This window comes from Enterococcus devriesei (genome assembly GCF_001885905.1).
In the GTDB taxonomy this organism is placed as follows: Bacteria; Bacillota; Bacilli; order Lactobacillales; family Enterococcaceae; genus Enterococcus_A; species Enterococcus_A devriesei.
The window spans coordinates 130,207-144,054 of record NZ_JXKM01000006.1; the positions used below are offsets into that span (position 1 = coordinate 130,207).

Sequence of the window (13,848 nt, forward strand, 5' to 3'; positions counted from 1 at the left end):
GGAGTGGAAACATGGAATCATACATCATGTCAATCGATCAAGGAACGACTTCATCAAGGGCGATCATCTTTAACAAAGCCGGCAAAGAAGTCAGCTCATCACAAAAGGAATTTACACAGCACTTTCCAAAACCAGGCTGGGTCGAACACGATGCCAATGAAATCTGGAACTCCGTTCAATCGGTTATTGCAGGTGCTTTGATCGAAAGTGGATTGAAACCTAGCCAAATCGAAGGAATCGGGATTACCAATCAACGTGAAACGACCGTCATTTGGGAAAAGGAATCCGGTCATCCAATCTATAACGCGATTGTCTGGCAATCGAAACAGACCAACGATATTGCCAATGACTTGAAAAAACAAGGTCATCAAGACATGATCCAGAAAAAAACCGGTCTACTGATTGATTCCTATTTCTCAGCAACGAAAGTGAAATGGATCTTAGATAAAGTGGAAGGGTCTCGCGAAAAAGCTAAAAAAGGTGAGCTGTTATTTGGAACGATCGATACATGGTTAGTTTGGAAATTAACCGGCGGCAAAGTTCACGTAACGGATTATACCAATGCCAGTCGGACGATGATGTTCAATATTTATGATTTGGAATGGGATCAAGAAATTCTGGATTTATTAGATATTCCAAAAGAACTTTTACCAGAAGTAAAATCAAACTCCGAGGTTTATGGCAAAACCGAAGACTATCACTTCTATGGAAACAACGTACCAATCGCCGGCATGGCCGGGGATCAGCAAGCGGCCTTAGTTGGACAATTAGCCTTTGACAAAGGGATGGTAAAAAATACCTATGGAACCGGGGCCTTTATCGTGATGAATACTGGTGAAAAACCAATTCTTTCCGAGAATGGGTTATTGACAACAATCGGCTATGGTATCGATGGGAAAGTAACTTACGCATTAGAAGGAAGTATTTTTGTGGCAGGTTCTGCGATCCAATGGCTGCGTGACGGGTTACGGATGTTTACAAATGCTCCAGATTCAGAAAAGTATGCAAAACGGGTCGACAGCTCTGAAAATGTTTATATGGTTCCAGCCTTTACTGGCTTAGGAGCGCCTTATTGGGATCAAGAAGCTCGCGGCGCAATCTTTGGATTGACACGTGGAACGACCAAAGAACATTTCATTCGGGCAACCTTAGAATCATTGGCTTATCAAACAGCCGATGTTGTTAAAACGATGGTGAAAGATTCTGACACAGAAATCAAATTATTGAGAGTAGACGGCGGTGCTTCAAAAAATGATTTGTTGATGCAATTCCAAGCGGATATTTTGCAAACACCAGTCGAACGAGCACCATATTTAGAAACAACTGCCCTAGGCGCAGCTTACCTTGCTGGTTTAGCTGTTGGATATTGGAAAGACATTGACGAAATTAAAAAATTCGCTGCAGACGGGCAACGCTTCGATCCAGAAATGGATGAAGAAATCACTGAAGATCTTTATGCTGGTTGGCAAGAAGCAGTCCAAGCAACGATGCAATACAAACATCAACCCAAAGAAAAAGAATAAGTGAACTCCTAGATTTAAACAATTGTCCGCGACTTTGCGGAAAAAGTAGTGAAAGTCAGTGGTGCAGTGAAGATAAAGCAGTTATTTACTGTGCCTACTGACATACAATAAAAAGAATACAGGAGGAGATGTCAATGGATACAAGCATGATGACGCAAGTAGTTGGAGAAATTATTGGGACGATGGTCTTAGTTCTATTAGGGGATGGAGTCGTTGCAGGTGTTAGTTTACGGAAAACCAAGGCGGAAGGCGCCGGCTGGATCGCGATCACATTAGGCTGGGGTGCGGCAGTAACGATCGGTGCCTATGCAGCAGGCTATATGTCGTTTGCTCACTTGAATCCAGCGGTGACTATCGGTATGGCGATTGCCGGAAAAATAGGTTGGGATATGGTAGTTCCGTACATTTTAGGTCAAATGATTGGTGCCATCATCGGAGCAATTTTAGTCTTTATTCATTACTACCCACATTGGAAAGAAACCAAAGATCAAGCAGCGATTCTTGGCGTGTTCTCTACTGGTCCTGCGATTCGTAGCTTAGGAGCTAACTTAATCAGTGAAATTATTGGAACCTTTGTATTAGTTTTCGCGTTATTGACTTTCGGTATGAGTAAATTTGGCGATGGTTTGAACCCAATGGCAGTAGGTATCCTGATTTTAGTTATCGGGTTGTCCCTTGGTGGTACGACTGGATATGCGATCAACCCGGCTCGGGACTTAGGACCGCGGATCGCTCATGCCTTCCTTCCAATCCCTGGTAAAGGTGATTCCGACTGGGGGTATTCTTGGGTACCAGTAGTTGGTCCAATTATCGGTGGGATTATCGCAGCATTATTGTTTATGGCATTGCCTATCTAAACCTTTGAGGGTGATGGAAGCTTCCATTACCCTCGTATATTTTCCAAAAAAAATGGCGGGAGGAAGAATCAGTGAAAAAAATTATCAATGATCCAAAGAATGTCGTGGAAGAAATGGTCAGCGGATTAGTCGACGCATATCCAGACTATGTGAAGCAAGTTCCCGAAACCCTCGTAGTCGCACGAAATGATGACTATGATCAAGTGGCTTTAGTCAGCGGAGGTGGTAGCGGACATGAGCCTTCTCATGCAGGTTTTGTCGGAGATGGGATGTTGAGTGCGGCAGTCTGCGGCCAAGTCTTTACTTCGCCAACACCAGATCAAATCTATGAAGCCATCAAAGCGACGAACAAAGGCAAAGGAACTTTAATGATCGTCAAAAACTATTCCGGTGACGTGATGAACTTTGATATGGCGAAGGATCTGGCGGCAATGGACGACATTGAAGTGGATTCTGTTTTAGTAGATGACGATATTGCAGTCGAAGATAGTACGTATACGCAAGGTCGCCGCGGGGTGGCGGGAACAGTTTTAGTCCACAAGATCTTAGGTGGTATGGCTCGTGAAGGAAAATCTGTTTCCGAGTTGGCAAGCTATGGCAAGTCTTTGGTAGAAGATATTAAGACAGTGGGGATCGCTTTATCAGGTGCGACCGTGCCGGAAGTCGGCAAACCGGGATTTACATTGGCAGAGGATGAGATGGAGTTTGGTGTCGGTATCCACGGCGAACCTGGCTACCGTCGGGAAAAAATCAAACCATCAGCAGAGATCGCTAAAGAGATCATCGCTAAGCTGAAAGGTGAATTTAACTGGCAAGCTGGCGATAAATATGGCTTGTTCGTTAATGGTATGGGAGCGACACCATTAATGGAATTGTTTATCTATTATAATGACGCGAAAAAGATATTGGCTGATGAAGGTGTCGAAATAACCTTCAGTAAAGTCGGTAATTACATGACCTCGCTTGAAATGGCGGGAGCATCCATTACGATGATCAAACTAGATGACGAACGGTTACGTTTGTTAAACGAACCTGTTCATACGATTGCTTGGTAATCTATTTTGTAATCAAACAGTTCGCTAATTAAAAGCAATCGTTTGTCAAAAAAAGTATTCAAGGAGGAGCACTATGTTTACACCAGATAATTTACGAAAGACCTTAGAACTATTTAATCAAAAAATTCAAGACAAGAAAGACTATCTAAGTGAATTAGATACACCAATTGGTGACGGCGACCACGGGAATAATATGGCCCGCGGCATGGATGCTGTAATGGCGGCAGACCTCTCTGGAGACTTACCGGATATTTTCAAGGCAACGGCGATGGCTTTAATTAGTAAAGTTGGCGGCGCTTCAGGGCCACTTTACGGTACCGCGATGATGGAAATGATGAAAGCCAGCAAAGAATCGAATGATCCTGAGATTCTGCTGAAGGCAGCGATTGAAGGTATTAAAAAGCGAGGAAATTCAACAGAAGGTGAAAAAACGATGTTGGATCTCTGGGTTCCAGCGGTGGAAAATTTAAATAATGGGACATTAAATCCAGCAACGATCGAAATTTTAGTTGAAAAAACCAAAGACATTAAAGCAACAAAAGGCCGGGCATCTTATGTCGGGGATCGCTCAATTGGACATATTGATCCTGGTGCGATGTCGTCTGCATATTTCTTTGAATCGTTATTAGAGGCAGGTGTGATCAATGGCTAGAGGCGTAATTTTAGTATCACACACCAAAGAAATGCCCGAGGGTTTAAAGCGTTTGATCGGCGAAGTGGCGAAGAACGTACCAGTTACGACCGCAGGCGGTTTAGAGGATGGCGGCATCGGTACGTCGATGGAACGTATCTCGAAAGCGATTGAAGAAAATACCGCCGATGAGCTTTTAGCTTTTTATGATCTTGGCAGTGCCAAAATGAATCTTGAAATGGCGATGGAAATGACCGATAAAAAAGTTACTTTATTCGATACTGCTTTTGTTGAAAGTGCCTATACCGCTTGTGCCTTGTTAGCAGCAGATGCAGATGAAAAAATGATTGAGGAACAATTAGCCAGTTTGAAAGTTAAATAATAACACGTTGGTTGTATTTGAATTTTTTTAACAGAACGAGGAGTCAGTTGTAAATCAACTGGTTTCTCGTTTTTTCTGCGTTATAATAATAGAAATTCGAAAAAATTTCATTTTTTATATATTTCATTTCAAAAGATAAACAACTTTAAATTCCTAGTTGTGCTATGCTTTTTTTAAAAGGGGGAATCAGAATGGAAATGATCAAAGAAAGAACGTTACAAGGAGAGCTGGTAGCAATTCGTCGGCATTTACACCAAAATCCTGAGGTCGGCATGGAATTACCAGCCACGAAAAAATTTGTGTGGGATAAGTTAGTAGAATATGGTTATGAACCGCAAGCTTGTGGTTCAATGGGAATCACCTGTACTGTAGGGCAAGGCGAAAAAGTTTTTTTATTACGCGGAGATATGGATGCGCTTCCATTGGTTGAGGATACAGACTTGCCGTTTCGCTCGGAAAATGGCGCAATGCACGCCTGCGGGCACGATATGCATACTACCATGTTGCTGGGAGCCGCTAAATTATTAAAAGCGCAAGAAGCTGATCTGACTGGTGTCGTCAAATTGCTTTTCCAACCTGGTGAAGAAATTTTACAAGAAGCCAAAGACTGTTTAGCAGATGGTTTATTGGAAAACCCCAAAGTCGACGCGGGCGCGATGATGCACGTTTTTCCGTTTAAAGGACAACCAGTGAACAAGATCTTTACTGCTCCTGCGGGAACCTTTATGGCTAGCGCAGATTGGTATGAAATTAAGGTGGAAGGCGTCGGTAGTCACGGTTCGATGCCAGAGTATTCGATCGATCCGATTAATGTCGCGACTAAAATTTACGATGCATTGCAGACTCTTTCAGCACGAGAAATCAGTTCAGCCGAACGCTTTGTGTTAACCATCGGTGAATTTGTCGGCGGCACGCCTGGTTCTTCCAATGTGATTCCTAACTCTGCCTATATGAAAGGGACATTACGGACCTTGAAAGAGGACGTTCGTCAACAAATTAAAAAAAGAATGGTAGAAATTTCCGAAGCAATCGGCCAAGCCTTTGGCGCAAAGGTCTCGGTTGATTTCACGAATGGCTGCTGCAGTAATGAGATCGATCCAACCGTGACAGAGATCGTTAAAGAGCGGCTAGCACAAGTCTTTCCGGAGGATCAAGCCCCTGAAACGATTGTGGCGCCACCGTTAATGGGTAGTGAAGATTTTGGTGAAATCAGCCATCAAATTCCGACGACGACTTTATTGATCACCGCAGCCGATACAGAGCTGATGCTGCATAATCCTAAAATCGTCTTAGATGAGAATATTATGGAATTGGGTGCCAAGGTTTATGTCGAAGCCGCTCTCGCTTATTTAGAAAGGAATTAGCCGATGGGCAAACAAAAAACGGATCGGTCATTGATTCTAATTTTTCTAGGCTATACCTGTGTTTATTTAGATAAAAACATTATCAGTTTGTCCGTCATCCCGATTGCGCAAGATTTAGGAATCGACGCGGGGCAGAAGGGCTTGATCTTGAGTGCCTTTTTCTTAGGCTATACTTTGTTTCAGATTCCCTTTGGCTTCTTAGGCAATCGGGTCGGTAGTCGCAAGATCATGACCTTTGCGATTCTTTTGATTGGTTGCTTAATGATCTTCTTAGGCTTAGGTTTTTCATTGCTTTATTTATTAGTGATTCGTTTTGTCGCCGGGTCATTTGCTCATGCTGGTTATCCTTCAGCGGTAAGTGCCTTTGTCACAAAAGAAGTGGAGCCAACTAAGCGAGGCTCGGTCCAGTCTTCCATGATCGCTTCTTCTGGCTTTGCCGGGATCGTGGGACCGCTGTTAGTGGCCCCGCTGCTAACACTCGTTGGTTGGAAAATGACCTATTTTATTTACGGTGGGATCGTTTTAGCGATTGGTTTACTAATGGTCAAAGGGATTCCAAAGTCCAAAGGAAAACCACTAGTCACCGCCAATCAAGCTAACATTTCTTTTACTGAAGTCATCAAGGATCGGAATGTTTGGATCATGGTATTGGCAGCTTTCTTTATCAATGCCGCAGTCTATGGTATGACGGGCTGGATTGCTTCTTATTTGGTGGACGAATTTCAGTTAACGATGAACACGATGGCAATGATGAGCGCATTGATTGGCTTAGTAATGATGGCCAGCGCCATGTTTGCCGGCTCAATGATGGGACGCTATTTTAAAGATCGAGAAAAGCAAGTGATTTTAGTCGCTTCTGTCAGTGGCGGAGTGGTAGCCTTTTTACTAGCGCGTAGTCACTCATTAGTTTTAAGTATGTTGTTTTTAGCAATCGCTGTCGCTGCTGCAAGCATCGGATTTGCAACATTGATGAGTTTACCAGTAAAATTATTCGCCGAACGAGAAGTCTCCACGAAATATTCGATCATCAACGCGATCGGCGTCTCCGGTGGTTTTTTTGCTCCCATGATCATTGGTTGGTTGGTACAAACTAGCGGTTCATATGGTGGAGCCTTCAGCTTTATCGCATTTGTATTTGTTTTAGCGGGGATTGTCTCATTGAGTATACGAACGAAAGATAGTAAGCAAGCTGTTGGGGAGCTGGAAATAAAAAAACAAACTTAGAATAAGGTGGTATTAAGGAGGGTGGAGTAAATCCACTCCTTTTTTTATGTCAAAGAGAAAGTTTGGCAGGTAGATTATCAGAAAAATCATGAGAATATATATTGTTAAGTAAAAATTTCCAAATTTTTTTCAGAACAGAAATACTAAATAATTTTTAGTCGAAGAATTAATCTTCCATTCTTTCAAGAGTACTAACTAATAATCTTTTGTTTTAATTATAGTTAGTATGATAGAATCATTATAATAAACTTGGACTTTTTTGGAAGGAGGAATTGGATAATTAAAACAGATTATCCAATGTTTATTTATGAAAAATGGGAAAATAGTTCTGAGGTTGTTGCCAATAGCTATTCTTTGTCTAGCGCTGTTTGGTTTCAAATATTCTGAAGGTGAAACAGTAACGAATGACACACAAACAGAGTTGAGCTCGACGTTAACCGCAGTAAGTGAGAGTAAACAAACGACAGAAAAATCAACAGGGATCACTGAATCTAGCTTATCTACAACGGAGACATCGAGTACACAGGAACCAGTGATTGAGAGTAGTGACGAACCCGATATAGCAAGACAAAATTCGAGTATTAAAGAAAAAACAGTTAGTGAGCAATTTTTTATCACCATCACGGATAAAAATTATATATTGTTAAGAGAGCTAAACGGTGAAGCTATAAATGACCATAAGGAAAATTTTCAAAAGACATTTATTGCGGAGAAGATCACGAGTAACGATGGAATAGAGTACTATTCATTATCAACACCTACAAAGAAACTAGGATATATTAAAGCAACAAGTGTTGAAAAAACTACAGGGCAAGAAGGGAAACTATTTTTAGAGGACAATTCTTACGCGAATGTAATAGATGCTAGTGCAAAATTATATACTCCAGAATTCCAGGAAAATGGTACAGTTGGTATATTAAAAGACCAAACTTTAAAAATTGTAGGGTTTTATAATCACTATAATGGGACCAAATTTTATTTACTTAAAAATAGTGATAACCAACCAGCAAGTATTGTTGAGGCAAAGGCACTCCAAAAAACTACTAATCAAGGTGGAAAATGGAACGGCACCAATCAATATATAACGGTCACCAAAAATGATTGGACAATCTGGAAAGATTTCAACTTTAATAGTGGCAACTCCACAAAGAATTTATATCAACGAACATATCGAGTAACGGGTTGGTATCGTCATTTTAATGGAAGTAAATACTTATCTGTTTATGACAATAAAGGAACTTGGCAAGGCTATTTGAATGAAGGCGCTACACAAGTAATAAATGGGCAAGGTGGGAAATGGAACGGTACCAATCAATATATAACGGTCACTAAAAATGATTGGACAATCTGGAAAGATTTCAACTTCAACAGTGGTAGCTCCACAAAGAATTTATATCAACGAACGTATCGAGTAACGGGTTGGTATCGTCACTTTAATGGAAGTAAATACTTATCTGTTTATGACAATAAAGGAACTTGGCAAGGCTATTTGAATGAAGGCGCTGCACAAGTAATAAATGGACAAGGTGGGAAATGGAACGGTACCAATCAATATATAACGGTCACTAAAAATGATTGGACAATCTGGAAAGATTTCAACTTCAACAGTGGTAGCTCCACAAAGAATTTATATCAACGAACGTATCGAGTAACGGGTTGGTATCGTCACTTTAATGGAAGTAAATATTTATCTATTTACGACAATAAAGGAACTTGGCAAGGTTATTTGAATGAAGAAGGAACCAAAGGAGTTTCTTCCTATGTTTTACTAGATGCACCATATATCAATCAAAATAGTTCTGGTTTTCCAATGGGATGTGAGGCTGCCTCGCTATTGCAAGCTTTACAGTTAAAAGGATATGCTAAAAACTATAATTTGAGGAGCTTCATTAAGGAGATGCCGTTGTCTCCCAACAACAATCCTAATAATGGATTTTCTGGTAGACCGGACATTGTTAAGCCAGATATTTATCAATCCATTTTTGCTAAACCATTGGCGCAATGGGGGACCAAATATGGAAAAGCAGCAGACATTACGGGCGCTTCCGTTAATACATTAAAGGATGAATTACGTAAAGGTAATTCAGTAGTTGTCTACGTAACGTTGTATTACGCAGCTCCTCAGTATGAAAAGTATTGGTGGGGTACGGGTATTGATAATGCCCACATCGTAACACTTGATGGATTCAATCAATCAAATAATACGTATCATATTTCAGATCCAAATGAAGGAAAGTATTGGGTTTCAGCTGCCAAATTTGAATCTAGCTACAATTTACGAAAATCTGCCGTTGTGGTGAGATAAAGTCGCATAATGAATTAGAGCTGAAGATTGGCTTGATAAAGAATATTCCTTTTTTGTGTTTAGCTATATGACAGAAATGTTAAATTGTTGCAAAATATTCAAGTTGATTAGTTGTTAATGAAAAAATCAATCATAATCGTATTGAGTCTTTCACTGAGCTAGTAGTGAAAGACTCTTTTTATATTTGGAAACGTGATATTAAGAAATAGTTTTTTGAGCATTCCAATTTTTAGTAGGTTTATATGATCTCCGTTTAAAAAATCGAAGAGAGAATAGCCATTTGAAAAAAGAACAAATTAATTACGAAAGCACCTTCATTCTTCGTACTCCAACAACACTATATATTGTGTTGTTTTTTTTCATAACACTAAAAATACACAAAATCTAGTCTTTACTTCAAAAAAATTTAGGAGTACTATAATCAAGGATTTGAAAGAACAATCTTAGTGAGAAGGGATGGATGAAACGATGTTATTGATCGCTGGTACGATCGGTGCCGGGAAAAGCAGTCTGACAGATATGCTGTCGCAGGAAATGAATTCGAAGCCATTTTATGAAAATGTGGATGATAACGAAGTTCTGCCGCTTTTTTACTCGAATCCGGAAAAATATACGTTTCTATTACAAATTTTCTTTTTAAATAAACGCTTTTTGGCGATGAAAGACGCCTTGAAGCAGGCGGATAATGTTTTGGATCGTTCGATCTACGAAGATAGCCTGCTCTTTCATTTGAACGCCGACCTTGGACGGGTCAGCCAAGAGGAAGTGTTACAATACGACAATCTCTTGGATACGATGTTGAAGGAACTGGAGTTGATGGCACCCAAAAAACGTCCGGATCTATTGGTTCATATCAAAGTATCTTTTGATGTGATGCTGGAACGGATCGAAAAACGCGGGCGAGATTACGAACAAATCTCGGCTAAGCCGGAGCTGTATGACTATTATAAAATGGTTAACGATCGTTACGAAGAATGGTACGACAGCTTTGATCTTTGTCCCAAGATTCAAATCGATGGTGACCGCTATGATTTTGTCGCTGATCCGCAGGCGGCGGAGCTGGTGATCCAACAGATCAAAGAAGAAACAGACAAATTAAATCAAGCGGGATTGAAAGAGTCAAGTTATTATTCACACAGAAATATTGAAAAAGGGATTTTTTAGTATTTCTCTTTTTATGAAATTTAAAAGAACGACCGTTTTTAGAAGGAGCTAATTATGTTAAATTATTTCAAATTTTTATTGCATCAACTAAAAGGCTGGCCACAGCAAAATTATTATTTATTTTTCTTCAGCCTCGGTTGTCAGATCATGACCTTAGTCAATCAACCGATCAATTTACTGACAGTGATTACTTTTATTGGAACTACTTTAGGTGTGCTCTGTATTCTTTCTATCAATGCTGCGAAATCAGTGAACGGTGTGTTAGGGATTATCTCTGCGATTTGTTTTATCTATGTCGGTTTTTCAGCTAAAAACTATCTAAGTATTGGCGAACAAATTGCTTACATGATCACATTGGATATTCCGGTTCTATTAAGTAAAGAATGGAACAGCAACATGGCGTCAAAAATTCGCAAGTTTACTGGTAAAACATGGATCGTCGCTATTATTTGCACCGTTCTGATGTACTTTGTTTCGGGTTATTTGATCCAACGCTTCACGGATGATCCTCGGCCTTGGATCGATGCCATCGCCTTTTCAATCAGCCTAAGTGCGGGCATCATCAGCTTCTTGCGCTACAACAATCAATATTATTGGTGGTTGGCGTCTGGCCTGGCGCAAATGGTCCTTTGGTATATTTCATTTACCCACGGCTCAGCTAGTCTGGCGATGTTCGTCAACAGCTCGGTCTATCTGATCAATGATGTCTTAGCCTTTACCGTTTCGCCTTGGTACAACAAGAAAGAACGGGCAAGAATGCAGAAGATGGAAGACGAATATTATCATTTGAGTCATTAAACTATGAAAAAAGCCTAACGATTTATTGTTAGGCTTTTTTGCAACTGATTTAGTTGACAAAGTAAACTACCGGTTTTATACTCAGTTTAGTTGATAAAGTAAACTATTTTGAAAGGACGCGAGTTTTGGTGGATACCCAAGATGTTAGACGGTTCAATCGCTATTACACGAGGATCATGGGTGTTTTTGATCAAACAGTCTTTGATTTGGATTATTCCATGATTGAAATGCGAATCTTAGGGGAAATCGGTCGGCACCCTAGTATCACTGCCAATATGCTGACTAAATATTTGAACATCAAAAAAAGTTATTTAAGTCGTAAATTGAGTAAATTAGAACGTGAGCAATATGTTTTCAAGGAAAAAAATCCCGAGGACAGCCGTAGTATGTGTCTTTATTTAACCGAGTCAGGACAGAAATTGAACGAATATGTGGAAGAGCAGTCGGATAGAAAAGTGATCGAGCTTTTAGATCCCTTGGGCAAGGAAGATTTTGAAGCATTAGTGGTAGCGATGGCGACTGTCGAGAAAGTTTTGTACAAAGTCGTTCCCAATGAATTAGAGGTCGATGAAGAACAGGAGTGAGTGGAAATGTCAGAAGTAACGATCATTCCCTTTGAAGAGCAGTATACTTCACAGGTAGTTGAGTTGATTTTACCGATCCAACAGGAAGAATTCGGGATCGACATCAGTATCAAAGATCAACCAGATTTATTAAACATTAAGGAAGAATATATCGAGACCGGTGGTAATTTCTGGATCGCGCTGGCAGATGGCAAAGTCGTTGGGACAATTGCTTTAGTCGCCTTGCAAGATCATAACGGCGCGATTAAAAAAATGTTCGCGGCTAAAGAATATCGGGGAGAAAAACAAGTCGGTAAAAAATTATTAGACACATTGATTTTCTATTGTAAGGAGCAAGGATATGAACGGTTATATTTAGGGACGGTCGATGTCTTGAAAGCCGCGCAAAAATTTTATAAGAAGAATGGCTTTGAACTGTGGGAAAAAGCAGAAATGCCTCAGGACTATCATTTGATGGATGTGGATACGGTCTTTTTTAAGAAGGATTTGACATAAGAGTAGATCAAAATTCAAATACGAACAGAAGAAGACGGCGAGCGGTCTTCTTTTTGTTATACTGGATAAATAAGGTCTGAATGAAGGAGTTTTGTAATGATGGAAGAGAACGAGGCACCGCTGATTTTTTCTCATGTGGCGGCACAAGGCAAGCCAATGCATATGCAGGCAGAAACAGTCGGCTGCCCATTTTGTGATTATCAGGAGACGGAGAATGTTTTGAAGCAGGAAGGCGACTTTCTGTGGATCAAAAATAAATTTCCAACGCTGAAACATACCAATCAAACGTTGATTATTGAAAGCAAGGATCATAACGGCGATATTTCCACTTATAAACAGCAAGAAAATCGTGATTTGATCCGTTTCGCCCTAAGCTGTTGGCAGCAAATGAAAGCTGATCACCGTTACCGTTCGGTCTTATTTTATAAAAATCACGGCCCTTTGTCTGGTGGCTCCTTGAAGCATCCACATATGCAGATCGTTGGCTTGGAAGAAATGGATGGCGAGCGCAATGTTCAAGCAAAGAATTTTGTAGGGATTAGGGTTTTAAAGGATGCTGATGTAACGATCAATTTCTCCAAATTTCCGACAATGGGCTTTCTAGAGATCAATTTGCTGATGGAATCAGGACAAGATACGGATGCTTTTGCGGATTATCTGCAAAAAATTGTTGCGTTTGTCTTGAATCGTTATCACCATGGCCGTTGTGACAGTTTTAATCTTTTTTTCTTTGAACGAGCAGGGAAACTAATTGCCAAAATCGTGCCCCGCTTTGTTGATTCGCCTTATTTCGTGGGCTATCGTTTGGCTCAAAATTTTAGTGATGCGCACTTAGCGACGATCGGTGAAGAATTTCGGACTTTTTTGCGGGTTAAAAGCTGAGTAAAATCGCCGTGTAAGCGGATTAATTAAATGAAATCTTTCTAAAAATTATGTAATTTAGTGAGGAACCCTGTATGCTAAATAGTAAGCAGTACTATTCCAGATAAAGCAGGTGTATAGATGAAAAACCATCCATTAGAAGGCAAGATAGCAACAGTAAAATTTGATTCCGGGTTAGAATTTCGGCTGGATTTCTTAGCGGATCATAAAATGCGCTGGACCTCGACGCGGGAAGCTGATGCCGGGGCTACCGATGTCGAAACGATTCACATTGAGTCTTATCCTAGCGGGATTTTTTCGATTGATTGGGTCGAGGAAACTGGTTTGTGTGTTTCTTATACGTTAGACACGGTCAATCATTTCGTGAAAAGCTTTATGACGTTTACAGATGACAGTTATCGTGGAGGTCGGAGACCCTTTATCCATGAAGGGCCGTTCCATTTTATTTTAGAAAATGGTGAGCCTGACTTGGCAGTAATATAGAAGTAACGTAGCTTACATTCATTGTAGGCTATTTTTTTGTAATTTATTAAGTGTAAAAGGCCTTTTAACAAAAATAGACAATCGCTAAAGTTGAGCATTCA

At 40.3% G+C, this 13,848-nt stretch carries 14 protein-coding genes; all 14 read left to right on the forward strand.

Annotated features, from left to right (window positions below; translation table 11 throughout):
* Positions 1-11: 11 nt before the first annotated feature.
* The 14 genes from glpK to RV00_RS10225 all read left to right on the forward strand — a co-directional run bounded on the left by glpK (position 12) and on the right by RV00_RS10225 (position 13,747).
* Positions 12-1,523 (forward strand): glycerol kinase GlpK, encoded by a 1,512-nt coding sequence (glpK, locus tag RV00_RS10160; RefSeq protein WP_071862493.1) that lies wholly within the window; start codon positions 12-14, stop codon positions 1,521-1,523.
* Between the two features lie 134 nt (positions 1,524-1,657).
* Positions 1,658-2,380, forward strand: a complete 723-nt coding sequence (locus RV00_RS10165) for an MIP/aquaporin family protein (RefSeq protein ID WP_071862494.1) — start codon at positions 1,658-1,660, stop codon at positions 2,378-2,380.
* A 71-nt stretch (positions 2,381-2,451) separates the two neighbouring features.
* On the forward strand, positions 2,452-3,435 hold the full coding sequence (gene dhaK / locus RV00_RS10170) for a dihydroxyacetone kinase subunit DhaK (protein WP_071862495.1): 984 nt from the start codon (positions 2,452-2,454) through the stop codon (positions 3,433-3,435).
* A gap of 73 nt (positions 3,436-3,508) precedes the next feature.
* Positions 3,509-4,087 (forward strand): dihydroxyacetone kinase subunit DhaL, encoded by a 579-nt coding sequence (gene dhaL, locus RV00_RS10175; protein WP_071862496.1) that lies wholly within the window; start codon positions 3,509-3,511, stop codon positions 4,085-4,087.
* Positions 4,080-4,448 carry a dihydroxyacetone kinase phosphoryl donor subunit DhaM gene (gene dhaM, locus RV00_RS10180; RefSeq protein ID WP_071862497.1) on the forward strand — a complete coding sequence of 123 codons (369 nt, stop codon included), beginning with the start codon at positions 4,080-4,082 and terminating at the stop codon, positions 4,446-4,448. Before dhaL ends, dhaM begins: the two co-directional genes overlap by 8 nt.
* A gap of 191 nt (positions 4,449-4,639) precedes the next feature.
* Positions 4,640-5,812 (forward strand): M20 metallopeptidase family protein, encoded by a 1,173-nt coding sequence (locus RV00_RS10185; RefSeq protein ID WP_071862498.1) that lies wholly within the window; start codon positions 4,640-4,642, stop codon positions 5,810-5,812.
* Between the two features lie 3 nt (positions 5,813-5,815).
* Positions 5,816-7,036 carry an MFS transporter gene (locus RV00_RS10190; RefSeq protein WP_071862499.1) on the forward strand — a complete coding sequence of 407 codons (1,221 nt, stop codon included), beginning with the start codon at positions 5,816-5,818 and terminating at the stop codon, positions 7,034-7,036.
* A gap of 307 nt (positions 7,037-7,343) precedes the next feature.
* Positions 7,344-9,341: a C39 family peptidase gene (locus tag RV00_RS16130; protein WP_084133284.1), complete on the forward strand. Its 1,998-nt coding sequence runs from the start codon at positions 7,344-7,346 to the stop codon at positions 9,339-9,341.
* Between the two features lie 456 nt (positions 9,342-9,797).
* Positions 9,798-10,505, forward strand: coding sequence for a deoxynucleoside kinase (locus RV00_RS10200; protein ID WP_071862500.1), 708 nt, complete (start codon positions 9,798-9,800; stop codon positions 10,503-10,505).
* Positions 10,506-10,559: 54 nt separating this feature from the next.
* Positions 10,560-11,303: a nicotinamide riboside transporter PnuC gene (gene pnuC / locus RV00_RS10205; RefSeq protein WP_071862501.1), complete on the forward strand. Its 744-nt coding sequence runs from the start codon at positions 10,560-10,562 to the stop codon at positions 11,301-11,303.
* Between the two features lie 128 nt (positions 11,304-11,431).
* Complete coding sequence (locus RV00_RS10210; RefSeq protein ID WP_071862502.1) at positions 11,432-11,887, forward strand: MarR family winged helix-turn-helix transcriptional regulator; 456 nt, start codon at positions 11,432-11,434, stop codon at positions 11,885-11,887.
* Between the two features lie 6 nt (positions 11,888-11,893).
* On the forward strand, positions 11,894-12,382 hold the full coding sequence (locus RV00_RS10215; protein WP_071862503.1) for a GNAT family N-acetyltransferase: 489 nt from the start codon (positions 11,894-11,896) through the stop codon (positions 12,380-12,382).
* 96 nt (positions 12,383-12,478) lie between these two features.
* Positions 12,479-13,264, forward strand: coding sequence for a DUF4931 domain-containing protein (locus RV00_RS10220; protein WP_071862504.1), 786 nt, complete (start codon positions 12,479-12,481; stop codon positions 13,262-13,264).
* A gap of 120 nt (positions 13,265-13,384) precedes the next feature.
* Entirely contained in the window at positions 13,385-13,747 is a 363-nt protein-coding gene (locus tag RV00_RS10225; RefSeq protein ID WP_071862505.1) for a MoaF-related domain-containing protein, read from the forward strand.
* Positions 13,748-13,848: the final 101 nt, after the last annotated feature.

What these genes read in the sequence shown, in the direction of transcription:
- glpK (WP_071862493.1), top strand. Translation starts at nt 12, where the DNA reads ATGGAATCATACATCATGTCAATCGATCAAGGAACGACTTCATCAAGG.
- RV00_RS10165 (WP_071862494.1), top strand. Translation starts at nt 1,658, where the DNA reads ATGGATACAAGCATGATGACGCAAGTAGTTGGAGAAATTATTGGGACG.
- dhaL (WP_071862496.1), top strand. Translation starts at nt 3,509, where the DNA reads ATGTTTACACCAGATAATTTACGAAAGACCTTAGAACTATTTAATCAA.
- dhaM (WP_071862497.1), top strand. Translation starts at nt 4,080, where the DNA reads ATGGCTAGAGGCGTAATTTTAGTATCACACACCAAAGAAATGCCCGAG.
- RV00_RS10185 (WP_071862498.1), top strand. Translation starts at nt 4,640, where the DNA reads ATGGAAATGATCAAAGAAAGAACGTTACAAGGAGAGCTGGTAGCAATT.
- RV00_RS10190 (WP_071862499.1), top strand. Translation starts at nt 5,816, where the DNA reads ATGGGCAAACAAAAAACGGATCGGTCATTGATTCTAATTTTTCTAGGC.
- RV00_RS16130 (WP_084133284.1), top strand. Translation starts at nt 7,344, where the DNA reads ATGAAAAATGGGAAAATAGTTCTGAGGTTGTTGCCAATAGCTATTCTT.
- RV00_RS10200 (WP_071862500.1), top strand. Translation starts at nt 9,798, where the DNA reads ATGGATGAAACGATGTTATTGATCGCTGGTACGATCGGTGCCGGGAAA.
- pnuC (WP_071862501.1), top strand. Translation starts at nt 10,560, where the DNA reads ATGTTAAATTATTTCAAATTTTTATTGCATCAACTAAAAGGCTGGCCA.
- RV00_RS10215 (WP_071862503.1), top strand. Translation starts at nt 11,894, where the DNA reads ATGTCAGAAGTAACGATCATTCCCTTTGAAGAGCAGTATACTTCACAG.
- RV00_RS10220 (WP_071862504.1), top strand. Translation starts at nt 12,479, where the DNA reads ATGATGGAAGAGAACGAGGCACCGCTGATTTTTTCTCATGTGGCGGCA.
- RV00_RS10225 (WP_071862505.1), top strand. Translation starts at nt 13,385, where the DNA reads ATGAAAAACCATCCATTAGAAGGCAAGATAGCAACAGTAAAATTTGAT.